The following is a 25,657-nucleotide window of genomic DNA, read 5'->3' as shown; positions in this document are numbered from 1 at the left end:
TTCCAAAGGAATCCCAACCCGATCCGAAGATCAAGGCCGGGGTATAAAATTGGCATTGAACATAGTGCACGCTGTTGAGTTCTCAAGAATCGGACACATTCCGCCTCCACACCAGAACGGTGCTTCACAACGGAAGTGATCGAAGAATTTGTTGCTTGCGTCATACGCGTCTTCTCGGTAGACTAGGAGAAGTTTCTTTCCCCTGTCGCCGTGGCAACTTGTATAACTTAGCACATCCGCAGGCCGTGTCAAATCCGGCTTCTTCGCGATGCCGTCACGCTCGTAGGCGCTCCGACTTTGCTCGGTTCAGGACCTGAGTCCTGCGCCGGGCGGCGAAGTTGCTGGATCCGAGGGATCCTGCGAAGGCTTTACATCCGTGCGGCAGACCTGCTCCGAAAAGCTGTCTTGCCGAGTGGATGGTCCCGATTGAGGCCGGGACGTAGGAGCTGCTGCTCTTTCCGTTTCCCTGCGGCCTTTGTGGCGACTCGGAATAAGTTACGCAGCGATCGCGGTGCTGTCAAACGACGGGCCGAAATCGCACATCCCGGGCGTGTCGGGATCGGGGGTCCTCCCCGTCGGCGCCCGATTCCGCGGGCGGATCCGGGGTCCGAGCCGGCTGCATCGGACCGAGGCGGGCACCCGCGCGCGGGATCCGACTCCACCGAGTGGAAGGACCCTCCCCGGAAACGACGAGGAGCGCGCGGCCCGGATCGCTCCGGTACCGCGCGCTCCTCGAGGGGATGCCGGGACTACGCCCCGATGCCGACCGCCTCAGGGGAGACGTCCGCACCGGGAGCCGAGGGCTCGAGCGCCTCGGCGACGCGCTGCGAGAGCGACGAGTCGACGTTCGCCCAGTACTGGAGCACGCGCTGCCGCAGCTCCGGACGGGTGACCTTCGACACGTGGCCGGCGATGTTCGCGACCAGGCGGGCGCGCGCGTCGTCGTCGAGGACCTCGCGGTAGAGCGTCCCCGCCTGACCGAAGTCGTCGTCCTCCGGGTGGAGGGTCGCCGCGGCGCGCGTCAGCTCGCCGTCGGTCTCCCAGCCGGCCGACTCCGCCGCCCGGGCGGGATCGGCGTGGGCGCCGCCCATCGTGTTCGGCGCGTAGACGGGCACCTCGGACTTCTGGAAGTCGAACCGCATGGGGCCGTCCTTCGAGTACGAGTGCACGGGCGACTTCGGCGCGTTCACCGGCAGCTGCGCGTGGTTGGTCCCCACGCGGTAGCGGTGCGCGTCGGCGTAGCTGAAGATGCGCGCGAGGAGCATCTTGTCGGGGCTGGCCGCGATCCCGGGCACGAAGTTCGAGGGGGCGAACGCCGCCTGCTCGATCTGCGCGAAGTAGTTCTCGGGGTTCCTGTCGAGCGTCATGGTGCCGACCTGGATCAGCGGGTAGTCCGCGTGGGGCCAGACCTTGGTGAGGTCGAACGGGTTGAACCGGTAGCTCTTCGCGTCCTCGTACGGCATGACCTGCACGGACAGCGTCCACGAGGGGAAGTCGCCGCGGTCGATGGCGGAGGACAGGTCGCGGATGTGGAAGTCCGCGTCCTCCCCGGCGATCTGGTCGGCCTGCTCCTGGCTCAGGATCTCGACGCCCTGGTCGGTCTTGAAGTGGTACTTGACCCAGAAGCGCTCGCCGGCGGCGTTGATCCACTGGTAGGTGTGCGAGCCGAAGCCGTCCATGTGCCGCCACGAGGAGGGGAGGCCGCGGTCGCCCATGAGCCATGTGACCTGGTGGGCCGACTCGGGCGAGAGGGTCCAGAAGTCCCACTGCATGTCGTGGTCGCGCAGGTGGCTGCCGGGCAGGCGCTTCTGCGAGCGGATGAAGTCGGGGAACTTGATGCCGTCGCGGATGAAGAAGACGGGGGTGTTGTTGCCGACGAGGTCGTAGTTGCCCTCGCTCGTGTAGAACTTCAGCGCGAAGCCGCGGGGGTCGCGCCAGGTGTCGGGCGAGCCCTGCTCGCCGGCGACAGTGGAGAACCGCGCGAGCATCTCGGTCTCGACTCCGGGCTGGAAGAGCGCGGCACGCGTGTAGGCGCTGACATCGGCGGTGGTGGTGAAATGTCCGAAGGCTCCGCCGCCCTTGGCGTGGACGACCCGCTCCGGGATGCGCTCACGATTGAACTGGGCCAGCTTCTCGACGAGGTAGTGGTCGTGGAGCGCGAGGGGTCCGTCGGCTCCGACGCTCAGCGAGTGGTCGTCACTCGCGACCGGTGCTCCGGAGTTCGTGGTGGTGAATCGTTCCTCGGTCATGTTCCTCCTGTCGGCGAGGGGCACGGAGCCCGCCGCTGCGGTGTAGCGGATGTCGGTCAGTGGGCCAGGGCCAGGCAGTCGGGGCAGGTGCCCCAGAACGTGACGTCGGCGGTGTCCACGGCGAAGCCGCTCGCGGTCTGCGGATGCAGGCACGGCGCCTCCCCGACGACGCAGTCGACGTCGGCCACGGCCCCGCAGCGCCGGCACACCACGTGGTGGTGGTTGTCGCCGACCCGCAGCTCGAACCGGCGGGGATGGCCCTCCGGCTCGATGCGGCGGACGATCCCGGCGTCGGTGAACGCCGAGAGCACTCCGTAGACGGCCTGGGCCGAAGCCTCGGGGAGGCCCTCGCGCACTCGGGCCAGGACCGCGTCGACCCCGGAGTGCGGGTGCTCCTCGAGAGCGAGGAGCACCGCGCGCCGGGTGGCGGTGACCTTGAGCCCGGAGGCTCGGAGCCGCTCGTCCACTGTCGTCATGCCGAGGACACTACCCGAGTTGTCTTGAGCGGATCAAAACAACGGGCGGCGTGGCGCGCTCGTCCGGGTGAACGGCCGGGAACGCTCCGGCGGCCACGCGGAGGCTCCGATCAGGCGACCGGACCCTCGACCAGCACGACCTGGGCGGAGCGGGCGGCGCCCGCGGAGTCGGTCCACGAGATCGTCACCGACTCCCCGGGCTCGCGCTGCGCGAGCGAGGCGGACAGCTGGTCGGCCGAGGCGACGGCGACCCCGTCGACCGCGGTGACGACGTCCCCCGCCTCGAGGCCCGCCTGCGCGGCCGGCCCGCCCTCGACGACTCCGCCGATCACGGCGCCGGACGCGGTGGTCGCGAGCGCGCGCGAGGTCGGCGACGCGGTGCCGGAGGAGAGGGAGACGCCGAGGAAGGCCGGATAGCCGATCTCGACGGTGGCCGTGTCGGCGCCCGCCTCGATGGTGGCCACGATGTCCAGGGCCTTCGAGATCGGGATCGCGAAGCCGGTGATGTCGGCCGTCCCGCTGGAGGCGGCGGTGTCCATCCCCACGACGCGGCCGGCGGAGTCGACGAGCGGGCCGCCGGAGTCGCCGGAGACGATGTCGGCGTCCGTCTGGATCAGCCCGGTCAGCGTCTCGGCGGAGATCCCCGACTCGGAGCGGGTGGTGATCTGCTGATCGAGACCCGTGACCGTGCCGGTGGCGGCGACCAGGTCGCCCGTCCCTCCCGCGTTGCCGACGGCGGTCACGGTGTCGCCCACAGCGACCCCGTCCGTGTCGAGCGAGGCGGGGGTGAGGCCGGAGGCGTCCTCCAGCTGCAGGACGGCGACGTCGTTCGTCGCGTCGGTGCCGACGACGCGGGCGGTGTAGCTGCGGCCCGTCGACTCCACCGTGACCGAGATCGCGGTGGCGCCCTCGACGACGTGGTTGTTGGTGAGGATCATGCCGTCGGAGGTGAGGATCATGCCGGTGCCGGCCGAGCGGGCGCCCTGGTAGGTGAGCTCGGAAGTGATCGTGACGACGCCGGCGGTCTGCGCGGTGCTCGCGGCCACGGCGTCGGTCGCGCCGGTGGCCTGCTCGGAGGCGGAGGAGCCGCCCTGCATCGAGCCGTACGGGGAGGAGCCGCCCTGCGTCGAGCCGCCCCAGGAGGGGACGATCACGTACCCGCCGCCGAAGGATCCGCGCGAGCCGCCGGGGTAGGCGATCGTGGTGGCGCCGGCCGAGGCCGAGGAGGCCGCCTCGGTGCGGCCGGCGATGGCGACTCCGCCTGCTGTCACTCCGATCAGCACGGCGAGGCCGAGGCCGCCGGCGATCAGCGCCCGACGACGACGACGGCGGTCGTCCGCGCGCAGCGCGCGCACCTCGTCGGCGCCCGTCGCCTCGGTGGTGGCGGGCTGGTCGGTGAGCTCTCGCTCGTCGGATTCGTGTCGCTCGTTCATGGTGTCGTCCTCGTGCCGGGGCCGCCCCTGACGGCGACCGGTTCCCATTCCACGCCCGGCCTCCCCGCGCCGCCTGGACGCTGCTTATGCGGTTCCTATGAGCGCTCGACTCCCCAAATAGTTGTAGCTTCAACCAAAAGCGGGTAGCGTCTCCGCCGTGACCACCTCCTCCCCCGACCTGCTCGCTCCCGACACCGCGATGGGCGCGGTGACCCTCCGCGTCGCCGACCTCGACGGGATGATCGCCTACTACCGCGACGCCGTGACGCTCGAGCTGCTCTCGCACGACGGACCGGTCGCGGTGCTCGGCCGCGGCGGAGTGCCGGCCGTGATCCTCCAGCACGCGCCCGAGCTGGTGCACGCCTCGCCGCGCAGCGCCGGCCTCTTCCACACGGCGATCCTCTTCGAATCGGAGGCGGCGCTCGCCGCGGCCGTGTACAGCGTCGCGACCCGGCACCCCGGCTCCTTCACCGGCAGCTCCGACCACCTGGTCAGCAAGGCCTTCTACTTCGACGACCCCGAGCACAACGGCGTCGAGCTCTACTGGGACCGCGACCGCACGCAGTGGTCGTGGACGCACGGGCGGATCGAGATGAGCACGCTCTTCCTCGACCCGAACGCGTTCCTGCAGGAGCACCTCACCGAGGAGTCGATCGCGCAGCCGCGCCTCGGCGGCGCCTCCGTCGGCCACGTGCACCTGAGCGTGGGCGACGTCGCCACCGCGAAGGAGTTCTACGTCGACCGGCTCGGCTTCGAGACGACGATCGCGTACGGCGGGCAGGCGCTCTTCGTCTCGGCGGGCGGCTACCACCACCACATGGCGATGAACACCTGGAACTCGGCGGGCGCCGGACGCCGGCAGCAGGCCCTCGGCCTCGGACAGGTGGAGATCGTGGTGCCCGGCGCCGACGATCTCGGCGCGCTCGGCGAGCGGCTGGCCCGCTCCGGAGTCGCCACCCGCGACGACGGCCGCACCCTCGCCTTCGAGGACCCCTGGGCGAACGCGATCCGCGTCACGACCTCCTGAGCGCCGCCGATCGCGGGGACCCCCGCGGGTACGATGGTCGCGCGGAAGACCGCACTCCCCCGAGACTCCGGAGAACACGGTGCCCACGATCGTCGTTGAAGTCATGCCCAAGGCCGAGCTGCTCGACCCGCAGGGGAAGGCCGTCGCCGGCGCGCTCGCGCGGCTGGGCCACTCCGCCCTCCACGGCGTGCGGGTGGGCAAGCGCTTCGAGATCACCGTCGACGAGGTGACCGACGAGGTGCGCGCCTCGGTGCAGCGCATCGCCGACGAGATGCTCTCGAACTCGGTGATCGAGGACGTCGTCGGGATCCACTACCCGGCGGAGGCCGCCCGATGAGGATCGGCGTCATCACCTTCCCCGGCTCGCTCGACGACCGCGACGCCCAGCGCGCCGTCCGGTTCGCGGGTGCGGAGCCGGTCGCGCTGTGGCACGGCGACCACGACCTCGACGGCGTCGACGCGATCGTCCTGCCGGGGGGCTTCTCCTACGGCGACTACCTGCGCTGCGGCGCCATCGCCTCCCACTCCCCGATCATGCGCGAGGTCGTCGACGCGGCGAACGCCGGGACCCCGGTCCTCGGCATCTGCAACGGCTTCCAGATGCTCACCGAGGCGCACCTGCTGCCCGGCGGCCTGATCGCGAACGACATCGGATCCTTCGTCTGCCGCGACCAGCGCCTGATGGTCGCGAGCACCGAGACCGCCTGGACGAACGGCTTCGAGCCCGGCCAGGAGATCACGATCCCGCTGAAGAACGGCGAGGGCGGCTACATCGCCTCGGCCGACACGCTGCTCGAGCTCGAGGCGGAGGGACGCGTCGTCGTCCGCTACCTCGGCCACAACCCGAACGGCTCGATGAACGACATCGCCGGCATCAGCAACCGCCGCGGCAACGTGGTGGGGCTCATGCCGCACCCGGAGCACGCCGTCGAGGAGGGCTTCGGGCCCGACACGGCCGCCGCGATGCGCTCGGGTGTGGACGGGCTGACGTTCTTCACGTCGGCGCTGCGCTCGCTGCTCGCCTCCGCCTGACGCATCCGATCCGGCCGGCTCCGCCCGCCCGCGACGCACGAGACCCCCGGTTCCGGCCGGGGGTCTCGTGCGTGATGGGCGATGTTCGCGGCGCCGCTCAGGGCCCGGTCAGGACCTCGGGCTCGGGGGTCATCGAGATGGTGGGGATCGAGGCGGTGATCACGGTGCCGTCGGAGCGGCGGGTGCCCTCGATGTCGGACGTGGTCGGCGCGCCGTGCAGGCGGCGGCCCTGGTGCGTGAGCGGGACGCGCACGGGGCTGCCGGCGGCGACGTGCACGCGCTCGTCGCGGACGGTGATCGCGGCGGAGTCGCCGGTCTCGACCGTCAGCAGGACCTCGGTCTGCGTCACCTCGACGCGCACGCGCGTGCCGTGGAGGGTGATGCGGAAGGCGAGGCGGTCCCAGTCGTCGGGAAGGCGCGGATCGAGCGTGATCCGGCCGCCGTGGTCGCGCATCCCGCCGAAGCCGTAGACGAGGGCGCTCCAGACGCCGCCCGTCGAGGCGACGTGGATGCCGTCCGCGGTGTTGCGGTGCAGGTCGGCGAGGTCGACGAACAGCGCCGACAGGAAGTAGTGGCGGGCCAGGTCGCTGTAGCCGACCTCGGCGGCGATGATCGACTGCACGACGGCCGAGAGGGTCGAGTCGCCGGTGGTCAGCGCGTCGTAGTACTCGAAGTCGGCACGCTTCTGCTCGGCGGTGAACTCGTTGCCCTGCAGCAGCAGCGCGAGCACGACGTCGGCCTGCTTGAGCACCTGGAAGCGGTAGATCACCAGCGGGTGGAAGTGCAGCAGCAGCGGGCGCTTGCTCGCGGGGGTGTTCTCGAGGTCCCACAGCTCCTTCTCGAGGAAGGCCGCGTCCTGCGGGTGGATGCCCGCCCGCGCGTCGAAGGGGATGTGCATCTTCTCGGCGGCGCGCGCCCACTCGAGCACCTCGCCCTCGTCGAGAGCGAGGCGGTCGGCCATCCGCTCGTACGCGGCGGGCTCGACGGCCTTCAGCAGCTCGACGGCGCGGGCGGCCGAGCGGAGGTTCGCCCGGGCCATGACGTTCGTGTACAGGTTGTCGTTGACGACGGTCGTGTACTCGTCCGGCCCCGTCACTCCGTGGATGTGGAAGTGATCGTCGCCGTTGCTGCGCCAGAAGCCCAGATCGGCCCACATCCGCGCGGTCTCGACGAGGATGTCGATCGCTCCGCGGGCGAGGAAGTCGTCGTCGCCCGTGGCACCCACGTACTGCATGAGCGCGTAGGAGATGTCGGCGTCGATGTGGTACTGAGCGGTGCCGGCGGCGTAGTACGCCGACGACTCCTGACCGTTGATGGTGCGCCAGGGGAAGAGCGCGCCGCGCTGGTTGAGCTCGGAGGCGCGCGCCCGGGCGGCCTCGAGCATGTTCTGCCGGAAGCGCAGGGCGTTCCGGGCGACGAGGGGCGCCGTGTAGCTGAGGAACGGGAGGACGTAGACCTCGGTGTCCCAGAAGTAGTGGCCGCCGTAGCCGGAGCCCGAGACGCCCTTGGCCGCGACTCCGCCGCCGTCGGTGCGGGCGGTGGACTGGGCGAGCTGGAAGAGGTTCCAGCGGGTGGCCTGCTGGATCGCGGGCTGGCCGTCCAGCTGCACGTCGGAGCGGGTCCAGAAGTCGTCGAGCCACTCGCGCTGCTTGACGAACTGCTCCTCGACCGGCGTCTCGCGGGCGCGGTCGAGCGTGCGGTCGCAGCGGTCGGCGAGCTCGCGCACGGGCACGCCGCGGGAGGTGTGGTAGGTCAGCGTCTTGACCAGGCGGACCGGCCGGCCGGCCTTGGCCTTCACGCGGTAGACGTGCTTGGCGAGGTCGTCGTCGATCTGGGAGGTCTGGTCCCACTCGTTCTCGGTCTCGAGCTGGTGCTCGGCGCCGCAGGCGACGGTCATCTGGGAGTTGGTGGTCCGGTAGCCGAGGAGGTAGCGGGTGCCGCTGACGCGCTTGAGGCGCGGCTGGAGCACGCGGTCCTCGAACGACTCCGCCTTGCGCGGGTCGAAGCCGGCCCCCTCGCTGCCGGAGGGGGCGTGGTACTCGTCGACGCCGTCCTGGCGGTTGAGGATCTGGCTCGAGATCAGCACGGACGCGTCGTGGTCGAGCATCTCGACCTCGTAGTCGAGGATCGCGAGGTGCCGGTCGGTGAAGGAGACCAGGCGGCGCGAGCGGATCAGGACGCGCTTGCCGGAGGGGGTGCGCCACTCCAGCTCGCGGGTGAGCACGCCGTTCGCGAAGTCGAGGCGGCGCGAGTAGGCGAGGACGTCGGCCTCGCTCAGCACGAAGGGCTCGTCGTCGACGTAGAGGCGGATGATCTTGGCATCCGGCACGTTGACGATGGTCTGGCCGACGCGGGCGAAGCCGAACGCCTCCTCCGCGTGGCGGATGGGCCAGGTCTCGTGGAACCCGTTGATGAAGGTGCCGTAGGCGTAGCCGTCACGCCCCTCCTCCACGTTGCCGCGGAGGCCGAGGTAGCCGTTGCCGGTGGCGAAGAGCGTCTCGGTGCGGCCCTGCAGCTCGGAGGCGAACTCGGTCTCGACGAGGGCCCACTCGTCGATCGGGAAGCGGTTCCGGTCGAGCGGGTCGGAGGTGATGGGGTTCATGCGGCGTCCTCGGGGGCGGGAGCGGTGGGGAGGAAGGGGAGCAGCTCGGCCAGGTCGTCCACGACCAGGTCGGCGCCGTGCTCGAGCAGGGTGTCGGCCCCGACTCCGCGGTCGACGCCGACGACGAGGCCGAATCCGCCCGCGCGGCCTGCCGCGACTCCGGAGTGCGCGTCCTCGAGGACGGCGCACTCGGCGGCCGGGAGGCCGAGGAGCTCGGCCGCGTAGAGGTAGGTGTCGGGCGCGGGCTTGCCGGCGATCGAGCGCTCGGCGGCGAGGAGCCCGTCCACGACGACCTCGAAGCGGTCGCGGAGGCCGGCCGCCTCGAGCACCGGCACGCCGTTGCGGGAGGAGGTGACGACGGCGACCTGCACGCCCGCGGCGATCGCGGCGTCAACGAAGCGGAGCGAGCCCGGGTAGGGAGCGACGCCGGTCTCGGCGAGGGTGCGGTTGAAGGCGTCGTTCTTGCGGTTGCCGAGCCCGCAGACGGTCTCGAGCGACGGGTCGTCCTCGGGCGCGCCCTCGGGGAGGGTGATGCCGCGCGAGGCGAGGAGCGCCCGGACGCCGTCGTACCGCGGGCGTCCGTCGATGTACCGGAAGTAGTCGGCGTCGGTGTAGCCCTCGGCGATCCCGCGCGAGGAGAGGTACTCCGTGAACAGCCGCGACCAGGCCTGCATGTGGACGTCGGCGGTCGGCGTGAGCACGCCGTCGAGGTCGAACAGGAGCGCGCGGACGCCGCGGAGGGCGGAGGCGTCGGGGCGCGTCGGGGATGCAGTCACGGCGGGGAGGACCTCTGATCGGGGGCAGGCGTTCGGCGGTTCCGCCGATGACGGTCGTCCGCCGCGGACTGCAGGTATCGTATACGCCCCCCGGCCGCCGTGTGGAACCGTTTACACGTCCGTCATCTGCGCGCCGCCGGGGGCGTCGATCCGCTCGGGGCGAGGCGGTGCCGCCCGAGGGGGAGCATGAGCGGAGTGCCCGAGGTCGGGTCGGTGATGATGCGGCTGTCGAGGCCGAACACGGCGAGCACCGTCTCCTCGGTGAGCACCGCGGCCGGGGTGCCGGAGGCGTGCACCGCGCCGTGCGCGATGGCCACGAGGTGGTCGGCGTAGCGGGCGGCCATGTTGAGGTCGTGCAGCACCATCACCACCGTCGTCCCGCGGGTGCGGTTGAGGTCGACGAGCAGGTCGAGCACCTCGATCTGGTGGCTGACGTCGAGGAAGGTGGTCGGCTCGTCCAGCAGCAGCACGTCGGTCTCCTGCGCGAGGGCCATCGCGATCCAGACGCGCTGGCGCTGCCCGCCGCTGAGCTCGTCGACGGAGCGGTCGGCCAGGGCGGCGGTGTCGGTCGCGTCGAGCGCGGTCGCGACGGCCTCGTCGTCGTGGGCGCTCCAGCGGCTCAGCATCCCCTGGTGCGGATGGCGGCCGCGGCCGACGAGATCCGCGACGGTGATGCCCTCCGGGGCGATCGGCGACTGCGGGAGGAGGCCGAGCGTGCGGGCGAGCTGCTTCGCCGGCGTCCGGTGCACGGCCCTGCCGTCGAGCAGCACGGCGCCGGAGCGGGGCGCGAGCAGGCGCGACATCGAGCGCAGGAGCGTCGACTTGCCGCAGGCGTTCGCTCCGACGATCGCGGTGATGCGGCCGGGCGGGACGACGAGGTCGAGGCCGTCGACGACCGTCCGGTCGCCGTAGCCGAGGGTGACCCCCTCGGCCGTCAGGGTGTGCGCGGTGGTCACAGTGAGCCTCCCGCTCTGTTGCTGCGGACGATGAGGTAGACGAGGTACGGCGCCCCGAGGACGCCGGTGACCACTCCGACCGGGTAGCGCAAGCCCAGCCCGAACTGCCCGACGAAGTCGGCGACGAGCACGAGCAGCGCGCCGACGAGGGCCGAGGGGATGAGGAGCGACGCGCCGGGCCCGATCAGGCGGGCGGCGATCGGGCCGGAGAGGAAGGCCACGAACGCGATCGGGCCGGCGGCGGCGGTCGCGAAGGCGATCAGCCCGACCGCCGCGACGATCACGACGAGGCGGGTGGCGTTCACGCGGATGCCGAGCGCGGAGGCGGTGTCGTCGCCGAGCTGCGTGGCGGAGAGGTCGCGCGAGCGCGAGAGCAGGACGGGAGTGAGGACGACGACCGCGACGAGGACCGGCACGACCTCGCTCCAGCTCGCGCCGTTGAGGCTCCCGGTGAGCCAGCGGGACGCCTCCTGCAGGTCCCACGCGGCGGCCTGCGAGAGCACGTAGGCGGTGAGGGAGTCGAGCATCGCGGCGACCCCGATGCCGATCAGGATCAGCCGGGTGCCGGCGACTCCGCTGCGGTAGGACAGGGCGTAGACGAGCAGGGCGACCACGAGTCCCGCGACGATCGCGAGGGCCGAGACCTGCGCCGCCCCGAGCGAGAGCGTCACGATCGCGAAGGCCGCGGCGGCGCTCGCCCCGGCGCTGATCCCGATGATGTCGGGGCTGGCGAGCGGGTTGCGGAGCATGGTCTGGAAGCTCACTCCGCCGAGCCCGAAGCACAGGCCCACCAGCAGGGCGAGGACGGCGCGCGGGAGGCGGAGGCGCCCGACGGTGAAGCTCGCCCCGGGGACCTGCTCGCCGAGGATCACGCGCAGCACCACGTCGGGCGAGTAGACGGTCTGGCCGACCAGCAGGGAGACGGCGAGGACGGCCGCGATCAGGACAGCGAGCACGGCGACGACGACCCGGCGGCGGGCCCCGCGGCGGCGGCGGCCGGCCGCGACGGCGCGGGCGGTGGCGGAGGGCGCCTCGAGCAGCGCGGTCACAGCTCGCGCACCTTCTGGCGGCGGACGATCGCGATGAACACCGGGGCGCCGACCAGCGCGGTGACGATGCCCACGTCGATCTCGCTCGGGCGCGCGACGACGCGGCCGACGATGTCCGCCGCGATCAGGAGCACGGCGCCGGTCACCGCCGAGAACGGCAGCAGCCAGCGGTGGTCCACGCCGACGAGGAGGCGGCAGGCGTGCGGGACGACCAGGCCGACGAAGCCGATGGGCCCGGTGACCGCGGTCGTCGCTCCGCAGAGCACGACCGCGCCCAGGGCGGCCCCGCCGCGCGCGAGGGCGACCCGCTCCCCCAGGCCCGCGGCGAGCTCGTCGCCGAGCGCGAGGGTGTTGAGGCTCTTGGCCGAGAGAACGCAGAGGACGAGGCCGGCCAGGAGGAAGGGGAGCACCTGCGCGATGCTCGCGGACGTGGCGCCGCCCACTCCGCCGATCTGCCAGGAGCGGATGCCGCCCGCGATGTCGGCGCGCGGCAGGACGATCGCGCTGATGACCGAGACGAGCGCGGCCGAGGTGGCGGCGCCGGCCAGGGCGAGCTTGAGCGGAGTCGCGCCGCCGCGCCCGAGCGAACCGACCGTGTAGACGAAGACCGCGGCGACCGCGGCCCCGCCGATCGCGACCCAGACGTAGGCGGCGGAGCTCGTCAGCCCGAAGAAGACGATGCCCGTCACGACCGCGAGCGAGGCTCCGGTGTTCACCCCGAGGATGCCGGGGTCGGCCAGCGGATTGCGGGTCACCCCCTGCATCAGCACGCCGGCGACGCCGAGGGCCGCGCCCGCGATCGCGGCGAGCACGGTGCGCGGGATGCGCTTGGCGACCGCGGCCTGCGCGAATCCGTCCGTGGACCCGCCGAACGCGGCGACCACGTCGCTCCACGCCACCTCCCGCGACCCCACCAGCACCGAGACCACGGCGGCGGCGAGCAGCACGGCCACGGCCGCGACCAGCCAGAGGGCGCGCAGCCGCCTCGGGCGGCGCACGGCGGCGACGCCCGAGGCGGCGGGAGGAGCGGCGAGGGTCACGCGGGTCGGATCCCGGCTCAGGCGGCCGGAGTGCTCTGCGCGGCCTTGGCGGCGGCCTCGTCGAGCAGGTCCAGGTAGTCGTCGAGGACCCACGAGATCGAGAGCGGCGTCGGGTTGGCGGCGGTGCCGAGCGGGGTGGAGGGCAGGCGCACGATGGCGTCGTCGGCGACCGCGGGGATCTGCGAGAGCAGCGGGTCGGCCTTGAGGGTGCTCACGAGCTCGTCGTCGCCGTAGGTGACGATCACGTCGACGTCGCTGAAGGCGTCGGCCTGCTCGGCGCTCTGCGTGAGCGAGAACTTGTCCGTCTCGGCGGACGCGGTGGCGATGCTGCCCGGGGTGGCCATGCCGAGGTCCTCGAAGAACGCGGGGCGGGTGTCGTGCGACGTGTAGAAGCTGACCTGGCTCAGGTCGGTCGGGTCGACGTGGGTGAGGAACATCGCCGAGGTGCCGGCCAGCTGCGGGTGCGCGGCGACCTTCTCCTCGATCTCGCCCTCGAGCTCGGTGATCAGGGCGGCGCCCTCGTCGGCCCTGCCCATCGCCTCGCTGTTCAGCGTGATCATGTCGCGCCAGGAGGTGCCCCACGCGGTCTCGGGGTAGGCGACGACGGGGGCGATCTCGCTCAGGGTGTCGTAGTCCTCCTGCGTGAGGCCGGAGTAGGCGGCGAGGATGACGTCCGGGTCGGTGTCCGAGACGGCCTCGAAGTCGATGCCGTCGGTCTCGTCGAAGAGGACGGGGGTCTCGGCGTCGAGCTCGTCGAGCTTCTCGCTCACCCAGGGGAGGAGTCCGTCGCCGTCGTCGTCGCCGAAGTTGGCGGCGGCCATGCCCACGGGGACCACGCCCAGCGCGAGCGGCACCTCATGGTTGGCCCAGTTCACGGTCGCCACGCGCTCCGGCGCCGACTCGATGGTGGTGGTGCCGAGGGCGTGCTCGATCGTGATCGGCGTGAAGCCGCTGTCCGAGGCGGCGGCGTCTCCGGCGGCCGAGCCGCTGCAGCCGGCGAGGCCGATCGTCAGCGCGGTGGCGGCGAGCAGGGCGAGGGGCGTGGTGGCGCGGGGCATGGGTCCCTTTCGAGAGGCTGTGCGGGAGGCGGCGCAGGGTCCGAGTGGACCGGCACTAAGGACAGCCTAACCAAAGAATGTGCGTGCTCTCAGCCCCGATTCCTCGCCTCCCGAGGTCGGAGGCGCCCCGAGGCGCCGCTCGCGGAGCCCGGAGACGGCCCTGCCACGGCCGCGGACGTCACGCCGTCGCGAGCCTCTCGACGGTGCGCAGGTTCCGGGTCGTGGTGCTCGAGCGGTAGGCGGAACGGGCGAGGATCCTCGCGACCGGAGTGTCCGTCGAGGAGCCGCGCGGGCAGCGCCAGTAGAGGACACCGGCGCCCCGGGCGACGAGCTCGACCGCCGGATCCGGCTCGCCGATCGCGGCCTGCGCGGCGTCGAGCGCCTCCTCGTCCGAGCCGAAGACGACGTACGGATGCGCCTCCTCGTCGATCCGCGGGAACGGGTAGGCGGCGAGCACCGCGGCGAGCGCCTCCTGCTTCACTAGCACGATCCAGGCGTCGTAGCCGAACCGCTCGGCGAGCGCCGCCTCGAGCCCGGGCTTCAGCTCGGCGGCCGGGCGGTCGGAGTCGAAGGCCGCGTTGCCGCTCGCGAGGACCGTCCGCACCCGGTCCACGCCGATCCGTCTCGGCGAGCTCGGCGCTGCGGACGGTGCGGCCGTTCACGTTCACTCCGCGGAGGAGGGCGAGGAACCGGGTCATGCGGCCGACGGTAGCGTGACGGCATGGCGCGCGGAAGCGGACGACGACGACCCCGGCGGACCCTCGAGGAGGAGATCCTGCGGGCGAGCGAGCGCGGACCCGGGGCGAGGACGCGGGCGGAGACCGTCCCTCCCTCCGGACGCCGGCTGGTGGCGCCGCCCGCCTCGGGCACCCTGCTCCACGTCGACGTGGACGCGCTGGTGGCGCTCGCCGCGCGGGAGGACCTGCTGATCGCGCTGGAGCGGCGGATCGGCGAGCACGCGGTGGCCGCGACTCCGGTGCTCTCGTGGTGGTCGGCGACTCCGTCGGTCCCGGGCGAGGAGGAGGAGCGCCGGCTCGACGCGCTCGTGCTGCGGGCGGTGGAGCTCGGGGCGGGGCCGGCCGAGGACGTGGACTCGCGGCTGCGGGAGCTGGCGCGCGCGGGCGACCTGGACGAGCTGGGAGCCGCGCTGGCGCTGCTCGCGCGGGTCCCGGATCCGCCGGCGGCGTTCCAGGATCCGGATGGGTTCCTGCGCGTGACGGTCCCGGAGTCGCCGTTCGAGCGGCGGCTCGAGGTCCTCGCGGAGGCGCAGGGCGGGCCGGGCGAGCTCCTGGTGCTGCTGCGCGACTGCGCGTTCACCGCGACGCTCCCGCGGCGGCGCGCGGCGATCGCGGCGATGAGCGGGCGGATCCGGGCGGCCGCGGACCCGGGGCGCCTCGACTCCCGGCGGCTGGACGAGCTCGCGGAGGCGGTGGACGCGGCGCTCGAGAAGCGGTGGACCGTGCTCTGACGGCGGTCGGCGTTACGGGCGCGCCCGTCGCAGTGACCGTTCGCGCACCGGTTCAGCCCCCGCGCACTCCGGGTGAATAGGCTGGACGGATGCCTCTCACCGGTCTCGACCTCCGCCGCTTCCCCGCCGCCCTGAACGACGAGGGCGGTCCCGACGCCGCCACCGCCGCGTGGGCCACCGCGATCAACGCGGGCTTCCACGAGAAGGAGTTCACGCCGGAGAAGCTGCGGGACTGGGCCGAGCACATGGTCGCCGACCAGCGCGTGCTGACCGCGGTCGTCGACTCCTCCGCCCCCGAGGGACTCGACGGCGCGGGCGTGCCGGTCGGCACCTACGCGGCGTTCCCCGGGGCCCTGCAGGTCGGCGGCGGACGCGAGCTGCCGGCGCACCTCGTCTCGCAGGTGACCGTGCGGCCCACGCACCGGCGCCGCGGCATCCTGCGCGCGATGATCACCGAGGACCTGCGCCTGGCGAAGGAGGCCGGCACCCCGGTCGCCGCGCTCACGGCGAGCGAGGCCTCCATCTACCGCCGGTTCGGCTTCGGCCGCTCGGCCTTCACCCGCTCCATCCGCGTCGACACCGGGCCGCGCTTCGGCCTGCAGACCGAGCCCGCCGGCCGCGTCGAGGTGGTCGCGACGAGCTGGCTGCAGCCGCGCATCCCCGCGGTGTTCGCCGCGTTCCAGGCGTCGACCCCCGGCTCGCTGACCCGCCAGTCGCGCTACGAGGCGAACTCCGTCGGCACCGCGTCCGGCGAGACCACGCCCGGCCTCGACGTCCGCTCGGCCGTCCACCTCGACGAGGAGGGGACGCTCGACGGCTTCGTGACCTACCGCGCGGTCGGGCCCGAGGACGACAAGACCCTCGAGATCGTCGACCTCGTCGCCCCCGGCGCCGACGCCTATCTCGCGCTCTGGGGCTACCTCGGCGCGGTCGACCTCGCCTCCGCGGTGACCTGGGACATGGCGCCGGTGGACGATCCGCTGACCTGGGCGCTCCGCGACGCGCGCGTGGTGCAGGTGAGCCACGTGGGCGACCTGATCTGGCTGCGGATCCTCGACGTCGCCGCCGCGTTCTCGGCCCGGCCGTGGACCGCTGACGGCTCGGTCGTCGTCGAGGTGGCCGACGGGCTCGGGCTCGCCGACGGCCGCTACCGCCTCACCGCCTCGGGCGGCTCCGCCACCGTGGAGCGCACCGGGGACGAGGCCGAGCTCGCGCTGGACGTGGCCGACCTGGGCTCGCTGCTGCTGGGCTCGGTGCGGCCGTCGATCCTGGCGAAGGCCGGGCTGGCGCGCGTCACGGGCGAGGCGGGGCGGATGGACCGCCTGTTCGCGCCGATCGCGACGCCGTACTGCATCTCGTTCTTCTAGGGGGCACCGCCCGCTCGGATGCAGCGCCCGCCCGGAGGCGTCCGGCTCCCGCGCCGCCGCCGTCCCGCGCACCTCAGCCGCCGCGGACTGCCAGCCGCTTCCGGGCGTCCGCGCATCCCGCGTCGGTCATGCTGGAGGACCCGTCCCCGACACCGGCAGGAGTTCCGCGTGGGTGCATCCGTGATCGTCGACGTCATCGTCGTGCTGAGCCTCATCGGCGCGCTCGTCGACGGTCTGCGGCGCGGTCTGCTCCGGACCCTCGGCGGTCTCGCCGGGATCGTCGCGGGCGCGATCGGCGCCTCGTTCGCCGTGCCCGCCGTCTCGTCGTGGGCGGCCGGCAGCGAGTGGCGCCTGCTCGCCGTGATCGGCACCGCCGTGCTGCTGCTGGGCGTCGGCTACGCGATCGGAGCGACGCTCGGCGCGGTCATCGGCCGCGGAGCCGACCGGGTGAAGCTCGGCCTGCTCGACCGGCTCGCGGGCGGCGTCGCCGGCGTCGCGATCTCCGGCCTGGTCTGGATCGCCGTCACCTCGGCCGTCTCCCTCCTCGGCGTCCCCCTCGTCACGACCTCGGTCGCCGGCTCGACGGTCATCCGCACGATCGACGACCTCACCCCCTCCCCCGTCCGCGCCTTCCTCGCCCAGCTGCAGTCGACCGTGGTCGACGAGGGCACGTCCTGGGTCGTCGAGGCGCTCGACGCTCCGACCCAGGCGCCCGCGATCCCGGACGTCTCGACCGACGACCCGGAGGTCGCCGCCGCCACCCGCTCGGTCGTGCGCGTCTCCGGCACGGCCTGGGCCTGCGACGTCGGAGTGACGGGCAGCGGCTTCGTCGTCTCGGACGACCGCGTCATCACCAACGCGCACGTGGTCGGCGGAGTCTCGCAGCCGGTCGTCGAGGCGCCGGGCGAGGCCCCGCGCACCGGCCGCGTCGTCTACCTGGACCCGGCCGCCGACCTCGCCGTGATCGCCGTCGACGGGCTCGACGCGTCTCCGCTCCCGCTCGACGACGCCGTCGCCGCCGGGGACGACGCCGTGGTCGCGGGCTACCCCTTCGGCGGCCCGCTGACCCTCGGCTCGGCCGAGATCTCCTCCGACGCCACGGTCTCGCTGATGGTCGACGGAGCACCGACCTCACGGGAGGTGCTGACCCTCGCCGCCGTCGTCAACCAGGGCAACTCGGGCGGCCCGCTGCTCTCTCTCGAGGGCACCGTGTCGGGCGTCGTCTTCGGCAAGGCCGCCTCCGTCGACAACGTCGGCTACGCCATCCCGCTCTCGGTCCTCACTCCCGTGGTCGAGCAGGCCGCCTCGCTGACGGACGCCGTCGATCCGGGGGCCTGCCGCTCGAAGTGAGCGGTCACGGCAGCGGTCCGTCGACCAGCACGAGGGTGAGGTCGTCGAGCCGCACCGTCTCGGGCCGCGCCGACTCGAGGTAGGCGGACACGCGCGGATCGACGGGGAAGCGCGCCGACCGCTCGATCGCGATGGCGACGATCCCTGCGGACGACGGATCGGTCGTCACCCGGTCGCCGATGTAGGGCACGTAGACGCCCGAGGACATGCCCTGCGCGAGGACCAGGCCGCCGTCGAGGCCGCGCTCGCGCAGCACGTCGGCCACCCGCGCGATCCCGGTCGGCCGCTCCTGGGCGATCCCCGCCGAGGTGGCGATCGCGATCACGAGGGAGGCGGCCAGCAGCACCGCGCCGGCGCCGCGGGCGAGGGGTGCGGGCAGCACGATCCCGCCGCGCAGTTCCTCCGCGATGCCGATGCCCGCCAGCGCGCAGAGGAGCCACGCCCACGCCGCGTAGTAGTGCGGCAGCGCGACCGAGCTGATCGCCAGGTGGAACACGAGGAGGAGCAGCGTCGCGGCGCCCAGGTAGAGCACCAGCGCGCGGCGCCGCGGAGCGAGCAGGGCCAGCAGGGTCCCGAGGAGCAGCACGGCGAGCGCCGCCGGCCCGATGCCGACGACCATGAACCAGAGGTTCGCCCACCACGGAGGGAAGACGTACGCGGTCCCGGCGACCTCGATCAGGTGGCCGTCGGCGTTGTGCTCGGACTGGAACTCGAGCAGGTACCGGACCGCCTCGACCGGGTGCACCGGCAGGTAGGCGAGCACCCCGGTGACGACGAACGCGACGGAGAGGGCGAGGCCGCCCCGCAGAGCCCGGGCCCTGCTCCCCGACCACAGCAGCGGCAGCAGGAGCACGGGCGCGAGGACCGCGGTGGTCAGCTTCGAGGTGACCGACAGCGCCAGCAGCGCACCGGCCAGTGCGATCAGCCAGCCGCTCCGCCTGTCCGGGGAGGCGCGCGACCAGGTCCACGCCGCCGCCATCGCCGCGACGGCGAAGAGCACCATGAACGGCTCCAGGAGCGCGAGGCGGTCGATCCGGGTGCCGGCTCCCACGGCGGTGCGCGGGAGGAGGAGGAACAGGCCGGCCGGGACGAGCGCGAGCGTCGGGCCGAGCTCGCGCCGGAACCAGAGCCAGAGCACCACCCCGGTGAGGAACGCGGCCGCGCCGGCGGCGATCCTGCCCGCGAGCAGCCCCTCGCCGAGCAGCACCTGCGCGAGCCCGATCAGGTACTTCGCCGTCGGCGGATGCTCGAGGTTCGCGCTCACGTCGCCGTGCAGGTAGTCCCACCCCGCGGCGAGGTACACGGGCTCGTCCGACGAGATGTTCGCCGCTCCGAGGTTCCCGAAGCACTGGTAGAGCCCCCACAGCACGGTCCCGATCAGAGCCGCCCGCTTCACCCGCCCGATCCTAGGCGCCGCTGCCCGCACCGCTCCACCGGAGGGCCCGGGCCCCGGCGACCGCGGCGGGTAGGATCGACGCGCATCCCGTCCCCCTCCCCTGGAGCCTCCAGCACATGGCAGACAGCCGCACCGCCGTTCCCGACACCACTGCGAACGCGGAGGCGACGCCCGAGCGGGAGCAGCCCTACGCGGCCCTCGGACTCAAGCCCGACGAGTACGCGAGCATCCGCGAGATCCTCGGCCGCCGCCCCACGAGCGGCGAGCTCGCGATGTACTCGGTGATGTGGAGCGAGCACTGCTCCTACAAGTCGTCGAAGATGTACCTCCGCCAGTTCGGGCAGAAGGTCTCCCCCGCCATGAAGAAGAACCTCATGGTCGGCATGGGCGAGAACGCCGGAGTGGTCGACGTCGGCGAGGGCTGGGCCGTCACCTTCAAGATCGAGAGCCACAACCACCCGAGCTACATCGAGCCCTTCCAGGGTGCGGCGACGGGGGTCGGCGGCATCGTCCGCGACATCATCTCGATGGGCGCCCGGCCGGTCGCGGTCATGGACGCGCTGCGCTTCGGGGCGATCGACGACCCCGACACCGCGCGCGTGGTGCACGGCGTCGTGGCCGGCATCTCCTTCTACGGCAACTGCCTCGGCCTGCCGAACATCGGCGGCGAGACCTACTTCGACTCCGTCTACCAGGGCAACCCGCTCGTCAACGCGCTGGCCGTCGGCGTCCTCCGCCACGAGGACCTGCACCTCGCGAACGCCCGCGGCGTCGGCAACAAGGTCGTGCTCTTCGGGGCGCGCACCGGAGGCGACGGCATCGGCGGCGCGTCGATCCTCGCCTCCGACACCTTCGCCGACGGCGGACCGACCAAGCGTCCCGCGGTGCAGGTCGGCGACCCCTTCGCCGAGAAGGTGCTCATCGAGTGCTGCCTCGAGCTGTTCCGCAAGGACCTCGTCGAGGGCATCCAGGACCTGGGCGCCGCGGGCATCTCGTGCGCCACCTCGGAGCTGGCCTCCAACGGCGACGGCGGCATGTTCATCGAGCTCGACTCGGTGCTGCTGCGCGACCCCTCGCTCACGGCGGAGGAGATCCTCATGTCGGAGTCGCAGGAGCGGATGATGGCCGTCGTCACGCCCGAGAAGCTCGACGCGTTCCTCGAGGTCGTCGGCAAGTGGGACGTCGAGACCAGCGTGCTCGGCGAGGTCACCGACTCCGGCCGCCTCATCATCAACTGGCACGGCGAGGAGATCGTCAACGTCGACCCGCGCACCGTCGCGGTCGACGGCCCGGTCTACGAGCGCCCGATCGAGTACCCCTCCTGGCTCGACGCGCTGCAGGCCGACTCCTCCTCCCGCCTGCCCCGCTCGACCGGCGGCGACGCGCTGCGCGCCGAGACCCTGGCGCTCCTGGGCTCGGCGAACCTCGCCGACAAGAGCTGGATCACCTCGCAGTACGACCGCTACGTGCTCGGCAACACCGCGCTCAGCTACCCCGACGACGGCGGCATGGTCCGCGTCGACGAGGAGTCGGGCCTCGGCTTCGCGGTCGCGACCGACGCGAACGGGCGCTGGTGCCAGCTCGACCCGGCACAGGGCGCCCGCCTGGCGCTGGCGGAGGCGTTCCGCAATGTCGCCGTCACCGGAGCGACCCCGGTCGCCGTCTCGGACTGCCTCAACTTCGGCAGCCCCGAGAACCCCGAGGTGATGTGGCAGTTCCGCGAGGCCGTGGGCGCGCTCGCCGACGCCTGCCTCGAGCTCGAGATCCCCGTCACCGGCGGCAACGTCTCGTTCTACAACCAGACCGGCGACGTGCCGATCTTCCCGACCCCGGTCGTCGGCGTCCTCGGCGTGATCGACGACGTCGCGCGCCGCATCCCCTCCGGCTGGCAGGACGAGGGCGACAACCTCTACCTCCTCGGCACCACCCGCGACGAGCTCGACGGCTCCGCGTGGGCCGGCACCATCCACGACCACCTCGGCGGGCTGCCCCCGCAGCTCGACCTGGCCGCCGAGCGCGCGCTGGCTGAGCTGATCTCGGCGGGCGCGAAGGAGTCGCTCATCGCCTCCGCCCACGACCTCGCCGACGGCGGGCTCGTGGTGGCGCTGGCCGAGTCCGCGCTGCGCTTCGGCGTCGGCGCGCGCATCTGGCTCGACGAGCTGATGGAGCGCGACGGCGTCGACGCGACCGCCGCGCTGTTCTCGGAGTCGACCGGCCGCGTGCTCGTGTCGGTGCCGCGCGAGGACGACGTGAAGTTCCGCGGGCTCTGCGAGGGCCGGGGCTACCCGGTGCTGCGCATCGGCGTGACCGACGCGGCGACCCCCGCGGTCGAGGTGCAGGGCCTCTTCACGCTACCGCTGGACGAGCTCCGCTCGGTGAACGGCGCCGTGCTGCCGCGCCACTTCGGCTGAGCCTCCGGGCGATCCGAGTCCGCAGGAGTCGCGGTGGTCGAGCTGGACCACCGCGACTCCTGCGGTATCGGCTCCGCTCCGGAGTTCCGTGATTACGGAATGTTTGCAATAGTGGAGGCATGACCTCCTCCCGAGACCTCGCCGGCGAGGTCGACGAGCTCCGAGCGCGGCTGGACCGCCTCGAGCGCGCCGACACCCCCGCCGCGCCCGCCGCCGACGATCCGCTCTGGGCCCTGACCGCTCTCCGCGAGCGCCTGCCCTCTCCCGGCGGAGTCGTCTTCGCCGGCTCGGTCGCCACTCCGGCCGGCCCCGTCGAGTGGCAGTACGGCCTCAGCACCGACGCGTTCTTCGAGCGCGACTGGGGAGCGAGCCCCGGGCCGACCGCGCTCGCCGCGCTGGGCAGCCCCGTGCGCCTGCGGTTTCTGCAGGCGGTGGCCGGCGGAGTCGAGACCGTCGCGCAGCTCGCCGAGAGCGAGGGCGCGGGTACCACCGGACAGATCTACCACCACGTCAACCAGCTGGTCGCCGCCGGCTGGCTGGAGGCGCGCGGCCGCGGCCGCTACGGCGTTCCGCCGGAGCGGCTCGTCCCCCTGCTCGTGATCCTGCTCGCCTCCGGAGGACCCCGATGACCCGCCGCCGCCTCGCCCTCGCCGCCGCCTCCGCCGCGGCCGTCGTCCTGCTCGGCGGAGTGCTGCTCCGCCCCTCCGCTCCCACCCTCTCGACCGAGGCGACGGGCGACGCCGAGATCGCCGAGTGGCTCCGGACCGACGTCGGAGACGGGGCGCGGAACCACCTCGTCGCCGCCGTGATCACGCCCGACGGCGTGCGCTACGGCGGACTCGGAGCCGACGAGCGGACCGAGGTCGAGATCGGATCGGTCACGAAGACGATGACCGCGCTCCTCCTCGCCCGGAGCGCCGCCGAGGGGACGGTCGGGCTCGAGGACCCCGCCGCGGAGCACGCCGACGTCGGCGGCTTCACCGGGACGCTCGAGGAACTGGCGACCCACCGCTCCGGCCTGCCGCGCCTCCCCACCGGTGTCTGCGACCTCGCCTCGACGCTCGTCGCCCAGCTGCGCGGCACGGACCCCTACGCGGGCTGGTCGGCCGACGACGTCCTCCGGCAGGCCGCCGAGGCGGACCAGGGCGAGCACGTGCACGCCTACTCGAACCTCGGTGCGGCGGTGCTGGGCCAGACGCTCGCCCGCGCCGAGGGCCGCGACTACGCCGACCTCCTCCGCGAGCGCGTCCTCGATCCGCTCGGGATGACCGCGACCTCCGTCCCGGAGACCGCGGACGCCCTCCCCGCCGACGCGCCGACCGGCTTCTCGGCGAGCGGGCGGTCCGTCGACGCGTGGACGATGGCGGGCTACGCACCGGCGGGCGGCGTCCGCTCCACGGCGGCGGACAGGGCCCGCTACGCGCAGGCCCTCCTCACCGACGACCCCGCGCTGGGCGTGCCCGCGGCGAGCGTCCTGGATCCCCGATTCGACGCCGACGGGGCGCGGATCGGCCTCGGCTGGTTCACCTCGGAGTCGGAGGACGGCGGATCCGTGACCTGGCACAACGGAGGGACCTCCGGCTACTCGACGATGCTCGCAATGGACCGGGAGCGCGGCCTAGCCGTGTTCGTCAACGGGGACACGGCGAGCTCGGTCGACGAGCTCGGTCTGCGCCTGCTGCAGCGCGCCGGGGAGGAGTCGTGATGATCGCCTCGATCCTCGTCCTGCTCGTCGTCGCGTTCACCGTCGGCCGCTTCGCCCAGGGGAGCATCCCCCGGCGCCGGGCGGCCGGGTTCCTCGACCGCGACCGCGTCCGGACGCTCGCCCGCGGCGTCGAGGCCGTCGCCGTGCTGCTGCTCGGGCGGGCGCTCGTCGACTGGTCGGCGCTGACGCTGCTCCCCTGGGCCGTGCTGGTGGCTCTCACCGCGGCCGGGGCGGCCGGCGCCGTGCTGCGCTGGGACGGGCTGCCGTGGTTCGAGGACCCGGCGCGCCGCCGCTCGCGGACGACCGGGCTCGCGGCGACCGTCGCCGTGTCGGCGGTCCTGATCGGCGTCCTGGGCTGAGCGCCGCGCACGTGCCGTCGGATCCGCGCCTTCCGCGGTGGTCGCGTGCTGCTGCGAGGCGGGAGGAGTGGCGGCGGGCGTCGGCGGCGTCAGCCGGTCTGCGCGGGGAGGTCGTCGGGCTCGGCGTTGTCGAGGACGCGGCCGTTCTGGTCGCCGACGCTCAGGACGGTCGCCGGGCGGAGGTTGAGGGTGTCGCCGCCGTAGAGGCTGTCGATGTCGACGCCGTCGCGGCGCACCGAGTTCAGCGCGGAGAGGTAGTCGGAGCTGATGCAGAACCGGTCCGCGATCCGCTCGCTGATGTCGCCCGCTGCCACCAGGTAGGAGGCCGGGGCGCCGTCGGAGGCGGTGCTCGCCGTCCCGGTCGCGCCGACGCGGGTGCCGCGGTCGCGCACGCGCTCGAGGTCGACGCCGTCGAGCGTCCCCTCGTCGAGCGCCTGGACGACGCACTCGCCCGAGACGTCCTCGACGGGTGCGGGAGTGGTCGAGACGCTCGGCACCGGCCGCGGCGTGGACTCGGCTCCGGCGGCGGGCGGTGCGGTCGAGGCGGTCGAGGCGGTCGGCTCGGCGGGCGCGGCGGCGGGGCTCGTCGCCTCCGCCGTGCAGCCGGCGAGCAGGACCACGGCGGAGAGGGCGATCACGAGGCGCTGCGTCGTCCGGACCATTCCGCGACTCTAACCCGGCACCCGGGCGGCCGGGCGCCACCGCGCCCAGCGGGCTGCGGGCGATCCGGTCGAGGCCGCTGGACCCGGCCGACGCGCAGGCCCGAGGCGGGGCGCGGGGTGGTCCCTGGACGGCGCGCCCCCGATTGACCTCCCCCGTCGATCGCACCCATGCCGAGCACCTGTTGGACACGCGGCCCGAACCGGAGTCGACTGGGACCATGCAGTACACGCACCTCGGCCGCACCGGCCTGTCCGTCTCCCGCACCGTCCTCGGCACCATGAACTTCGGCATGCAGACCGAGGAGTCCGACTCGTTCGCGATCATGGACCGCGCCCACGAGCTCGGCGTCAACTTCTTCGACACCGCCAACGTCTACGGAGGCGAGGCCGGCCGCGGCGCCACCGAGGAGATCGTGGGCCGCTGGTTCGCGCAGGGCGGCGAGCGCCGCGAGCGCACCGTCCTCGCGACCAAGGTCTTCGGCGACATGGGCGAGTTCGCCGCTCCCGGAGCCGAGCGCGGCCGCGACTCCTGGCCCAACGGCGGCCGCCTCTCGGCGCTCACCCTGCGCCGCGCGCTCGACGAGAGCCTCCGCCGCCTGCAGACGGACCACATCGACCTCTACCAGTTCCACCACGTCGACCGGACGACGCCCTGGGACGAGATCTGGCAGGCGATGGAGGTCGCCGTCCAGCAGGGCAAGGTCCTCTACGTCGGCTCCAGCAACTTCGCCGGCTGGCACCTCGCCCAGGCGCAGGAGGCGGCGCGCGCCCGCCACTTCACCGGCCTCGCCTCCGAGCAGTCGATCTACAACCTGCTCGTCCGCGACGTCGAGCGCGAGGTCCTGCCCGCCGCGCTGCACTACGGGCTCGGCGTCATCCCCTGGTCGCCGCTGCAGGGCGGGCTGCTGGGCGGCGTCCTCGAGAAGACCGCGGAGGGCGGGCGCCGCTCCTCCGAGCGCACCCTCGCCGCGATCGAGGAGCACCGCCCCGCCCTGGAGCAGTGGGAGGCGTTCGCCCGCGAGCGCGGCGAGGCGCCCGGCGAGCTGGCACTGGCGTGGCTCCTCCACCAGCCCGCCGTCACCGGTCCGATCACCGGGCCGCGGACGCTCGAGCAGCTCGAGAGCGCCGTCGCCGCCGTCGACATCACCCTCGACGCCGAGGCCCTCGCGCGCCTCGACGAGATCTTCCCCGGTCACCGGACAGCCCCCGAGGACTACGCCTGGTGACCACCCACCCCACTG

Annotated in this window: 23 protein-coding genes; 11 read left to right on the top strand and 12 right to left on the bottom strand. The window is 73.1% G+C overall.

Annotated elements, in window-relative coordinates; all coding sequences use genetic code 11:
- Positions 1 to 749 precede the first annotated feature (749 nt).
- The 3 genes from C5C69_RS13095 to C5C69_RS13085 form a co-directional block, all read right to left on the bottom strand.
- Positions 750 to 2,249: a catalase gene (locus C5C69_RS13095; RefSeq protein WP_104258068.1), complete on the bottom strand. Its 1,500-nt coding sequence runs from the start codon at positions 2,247 to 2,249 to the stop codon at positions 750 to 752.
- A gap of 56 nt (positions 2,250 to 2,305) precedes the next feature.
- On the bottom strand, positions 2,306 to 2,725 hold the full coding sequence (locus C5C69_RS13090; protein WP_104222735.1) for a Fur family transcriptional regulator: 420 nt from the start codon (positions 2,723 to 2,725) through the stop codon (positions 2,306 to 2,308).
- Between the two features lie 110 nt (positions 2,726 to 2,835).
- Positions 2,836 to 4,158 carry a S1C family serine protease gene (locus C5C69_RS13085; RefSeq protein ID WP_104258067.1) on the bottom strand — a complete coding sequence of 441 codons (1,323 nt, stop codon included), beginning with the start codon at positions 4,156 to 4,158 and terminating at the stop codon, positions 2,836 to 2,838.
- Between the two features lie 199 nt (positions 4,159 to 4,357).
- Between C5C69_RS13085 and C5C69_RS13080 the strand changes: the two genes are divergently transcribed.
- The 3 genes from C5C69_RS13080 (at position 4,358) to purQ (ending at position 6,217) form a co-directional block, all read left to right on the top strand.
- Positions 4,358 to 5,185, top strand: a complete 828-nt coding sequence (locus C5C69_RS13080) for a VOC family protein (RefSeq protein WP_104239376.1) — start codon at positions 4,358 to 4,360, stop codon at positions 5,183 to 5,185.
- 79 nt (positions 5,186 to 5,264) lie between these two features.
- Entirely contained in the window at positions 5,265 to 5,522 is a 258-nt protein-coding gene (purS, locus tag C5C69_RS13075; RefSeq protein WP_104222736.1) for a phosphoribosylformylglycinamidine synthase subunit PurS, read from the top strand.
- Complete coding sequence (gene purQ / locus C5C69_RS13070; RefSeq protein ID WP_104234257.1) at positions 5,519 to 6,217, top strand: phosphoribosylformylglycinamidine synthase subunit PurQ; 699 nt, start codon at positions 5,519 to 5,521, stop codon at positions 6,215 to 6,217. The genes purS and purQ overlap by 4 nt, the downstream gene beginning before the upstream one ends.
- Before the next feature lie 97 nt (positions 6,218 to 6,314).
- Here purQ and C5C69_RS13065 read toward each other — a convergent pair whose 3' ends face one another.
- From C5C69_RS13065 to C5C69_RS13035, 7 genes are all read right to left on the bottom strand, one after another.
- Positions 6,315 to 8,819, bottom strand: coding sequence for a glycoside hydrolase family 65 protein (locus tag C5C69_RS13065; protein ID WP_104222738.1), 2,505 nt, complete (start codon positions 8,817 to 8,819; stop codon positions 6,315 to 6,317).
- Positions 8,816 to 9,595, bottom strand: a complete 780-nt coding sequence (locus C5C69_RS13060) for an HAD family phosphatase (RefSeq protein WP_104222739.1) — start codon at positions 9,593 to 9,595, stop codon at positions 8,816 to 8,818. The genes C5C69_RS13065 and C5C69_RS13060 overlap by 4 nt, the downstream gene beginning before the upstream one ends.
- A 122-nt stretch (positions 9,596 to 9,717) precedes the next feature.
- Complete coding sequence (locus C5C69_RS13055) at positions 9,718 to 10,551, bottom strand: ABC transporter ATP-binding protein (RefSeq protein WP_104258066.1); 834 nt, start codon at positions 10,549 to 10,551, stop codon at positions 9,718 to 9,720.
- Positions 10,548 to 11,600: an iron chelate uptake ABC transporter family permease subunit gene (locus C5C69_RS13050; protein WP_258065200.1), complete on the bottom strand. Its 1,053-nt coding sequence runs from the start codon at positions 11,598 to 11,600 to the stop codon at positions 10,548 to 10,550. The genes C5C69_RS13055 and C5C69_RS13050 overlap by 4 nt, the downstream gene beginning before the upstream one ends.
- Positions 11,597 to 12,640, bottom strand: a complete 1,044-nt coding sequence (locus tag C5C69_RS13045) for an iron ABC transporter permease (protein WP_104234258.1) — start codon at positions 12,638 to 12,640, stop codon at positions 11,597 to 11,599. Before C5C69_RS13045 ends, C5C69_RS13050 begins: the two co-directional genes overlap by 4 nt.
- Before the next feature lie 17 nt (positions 12,641 to 12,657).
- Positions 12,658 to 13,698 carry an iron-siderophore ABC transporter substrate-binding protein gene (locus tag C5C69_RS13040; RefSeq protein WP_104258065.1) on the bottom strand — a complete coding sequence of 347 codons (1,041 nt, stop codon included), beginning with the start codon at positions 13,696 to 13,698 and terminating at the stop codon, positions 12,658 to 12,660.
- 178 nt (positions 13,699 to 13,876) lie between these two features.
- A complete protein-coding gene (locus C5C69_RS13035; protein ID WP_219812377.1) occupies positions 13,877 to 14,311 on the bottom strand; it encodes a DUF1697 domain-containing protein in 435 nt (144 codons plus the stop codon).
- A gap of 108 nt (positions 14,312 to 14,419) precedes the next feature.
- On the opposite strand from C5C69_RS13035, the gene C5C69_RS17410 reads away from it, so the two are divergent.
- From C5C69_RS17410 to C5C69_RS13020, 3 genes are all read left to right on the top strand, one after another.
- Positions 14,420 to 15,166 carry a DUF2254 family protein gene (locus C5C69_RS17410; protein ID WP_104258064.1) on the top strand — a complete coding sequence of 249 codons (747 nt, stop codon included), beginning with the start codon at positions 14,420 to 14,422 and terminating at the stop codon, positions 15,164 to 15,166.
- A gap of 89 nt (positions 15,167 to 15,255) precedes the next feature.
- Positions 15,256 to 16,533: a GNAT family N-acetyltransferase gene (locus C5C69_RS13025; RefSeq protein WP_104222746.1), complete on the top strand. Its 1,278-nt coding sequence runs from the start codon at positions 15,256 to 15,258 to the stop codon at positions 16,531 to 16,533.
- Between the two features lie 168 nt (positions 16,534 to 16,701).
- A complete protein-coding gene (locus C5C69_RS13020) occupies positions 16,702 to 17,883 on the top strand; it encodes a MarP family serine protease (RefSeq protein WP_258060556.1) in 1,182 nt (393 codons plus the stop codon).
- 4 nt (positions 17,884 to 17,887) lie between these two features.
- Here the strand turns inward: C5C69_RS13020 and C5C69_RS13015 are convergent, their stop codons facing one another.
- On the bottom strand, positions 17,888 to 19,279 hold the full coding sequence (locus C5C69_RS13015; RefSeq protein ID WP_181127063.1) for a glycosyltransferase family 39 protein: 1,392 nt from the start codon (positions 19,277 to 19,279) through the stop codon (positions 17,888 to 17,890).
- Positions 19,280 to 19,395: 116 nt separating this feature from the next.
- Between C5C69_RS13015 and purL the strand changes: the two genes are divergently transcribed.
- From purL to C5C69_RS12995, 4 genes are all read left to right on the top strand, one after another.
- Positions 19,396 to 21,690 carry a phosphoribosylformylglycinamidine synthase subunit PurL gene (gene purL, locus C5C69_RS13010; RefSeq protein WP_104234263.1) on the top strand — a complete coding sequence of 765 codons (2,295 nt, stop codon included), beginning with the start codon at positions 19,396 to 19,398 and terminating at the stop codon, positions 21,688 to 21,690.
- A gap of 119 nt (positions 21,691 to 21,809) precedes the next feature.
- Positions 21,810 to 22,319 carry a helix-turn-helix transcriptional regulator gene (locus C5C69_RS13005; protein ID WP_104222749.1) on the top strand — a complete coding sequence of 170 codons (510 nt, stop codon included), beginning with the start codon at positions 21,810 to 21,812 and terminating at the stop codon, positions 22,317 to 22,319.
- Positions 22,316 to 23,395: a serine hydrolase gene (locus C5C69_RS13000; RefSeq protein WP_104258061.1), complete on the top strand. Its 1,080-nt coding sequence runs from the start codon at positions 22,316 to 22,318 to the stop codon at positions 23,393 to 23,395. Before C5C69_RS13005 ends, C5C69_RS13000 begins: the two co-directional genes overlap by 4 nt.
- Complete coding sequence (locus C5C69_RS12995) at positions 23,395 to 23,754, top strand: hypothetical protein (RefSeq protein ID WP_104258060.1); 360 nt, start codon at positions 23,395 to 23,397, stop codon at positions 23,752 to 23,754. The genes C5C69_RS13000 and C5C69_RS12995 overlap by 1 nt, the downstream gene beginning before the upstream one ends.
- Positions 23,755 to 23,843: 89 nt before the next feature.
- On the opposite strand, the gene C5C69_RS12990 is transcribed toward C5C69_RS12995, so the two are convergent.
- Positions 23,844 to 24,416, bottom strand: a complete 573-nt coding sequence (locus C5C69_RS12990) for a hypothetical protein (protein WP_104258059.1) — start codon at positions 24,414 to 24,416, stop codon at positions 23,844 to 23,846.
- A gap of 218 nt (positions 24,417 to 24,634) precedes the next feature.
- Here C5C69_RS12990 and C5C69_RS12985 point away from each other — a divergent pair, with 218 nt between their 5' ends.
- Positions 24,635 to 25,642, top strand: a complete 1,008-nt coding sequence (locus C5C69_RS12985) for an aldo/keto reductase (RefSeq protein ID WP_104222753.1) — start codon at positions 24,635 to 24,637, stop codon at positions 25,640 to 25,642.
- Positions 25,643 to 25,657: the final 15 nt, after the last annotated feature.

Source organism: Rathayibacter sp. AY1C7 (assembly GCF_002931865.1).
Classification (GTDB): domain Bacteria; phylum Actinomycetota; class Actinomycetes; order Actinomycetales; family Microbacteriaceae; genus Rathayibacter.
The sequence above is the reverse complement of the archived record's forward strand: the minus strand, read 5'-3'. Positions and strand labels throughout refer to the sequence as shown.

What these genes read in the sequence shown, in the direction of transcription:
- C5C69_RS13095 (WP_104258068.1), bottom strand. Translation starts at nt 2,249, where the DNA reads ATGACCGAGGAACGATTCACCACCACGAACTCCGGAGCACCGGTCGCG.
- C5C69_RS13090 (WP_104222735.1), bottom strand. Translation starts at nt 2,725, where the DNA reads ATGACGACAGTGGACGAGCGGCTCCGAGCCTCCGGGCTCAAGGTCACC.
- C5C69_RS13085 (WP_104258067.1), bottom strand. Translation starts at nt 4,158, where the DNA reads ATGAACGAGCGACACGAATCCGACGAGCGAGAGCTCACCGACCAGCCC.
- C5C69_RS13080 (WP_104239376.1), top strand. Translation starts at nt 4,358, where the DNA reads ATGGGCGCGGTGACCCTCCGCGTCGCCGACCTCGACGGGATGATCGCC.
- purQ (WP_104234257.1), top strand. Translation starts at nt 5,519, where the DNA reads ATGAGGATCGGCGTCATCACCTTCCCCGGCTCGCTCGACGACCGCGAC.
- C5C69_RS13065 (WP_104222738.1), bottom strand. Translation starts at nt 8,819, where the DNA reads ATGAACCCCATCACCTCCGACCCGCTCGACCGGAACCGCTTCCCGATC.
- C5C69_RS13040 (WP_104258065.1), bottom strand. Translation starts at nt 13,698, where the DNA reads ATGCCCCGCGCCACCACGCCCCTCGCCCTGCTCGCCGCCACCGCGCTG.
- C5C69_RS17410 (WP_104258064.1), top strand. Translation starts at nt 14,420, where the DNA reads ATGGCGCGCGGAAGCGGACGACGACGACCCCGGCGGACCCTCGAGGAG.
- C5C69_RS13025 (WP_104222746.1), top strand. Translation starts at nt 15,256, where the DNA reads ATGCCTCTCACCGGTCTCGACCTCCGCCGCTTCCCCGCCGCCCTGAAC.
- purL (WP_104234263.1), top strand. Translation starts at nt 19,396, where the DNA reads ATGGCAGACAGCCGCACCGCCGTTCCCGACACCACTGCGAACGCGGAG.
- C5C69_RS13005 (WP_104222749.1), top strand. Translation starts at nt 21,810, where the DNA reads ATGACCTCCTCCCGAGACCTCGCCGGCGAGGTCGACGAGCTCCGAGCG.
- C5C69_RS13000 (WP_104258061.1), top strand. Translation starts at nt 22,316, where the DNA reads ATGACCCGCCGCCGCCTCGCCCTCGCCGCCGCCTCCGCCGCGGCCGTC.
- C5C69_RS12995 (WP_104258060.1), top strand. Translation starts at nt 23,395, where the DNA reads ATGATCGCCTCGATCCTCGTCCTGCTCGTCGTCGCGTTCACCGTCGGC.
- C5C69_RS12990 (WP_104258059.1), bottom strand. Translation starts at nt 24,416, where the DNA reads ATGGTCCGGACGACGCAGCGCCTCGTGATCGCCCTCTCCGCCGTGGTC.
- C5C69_RS12985 (WP_104222753.1), top strand. Translation starts at nt 24,635, where the DNA reads ATGCAGTACACGCACCTCGGCCGCACCGGCCTGTCCGTCTCCCGCACC.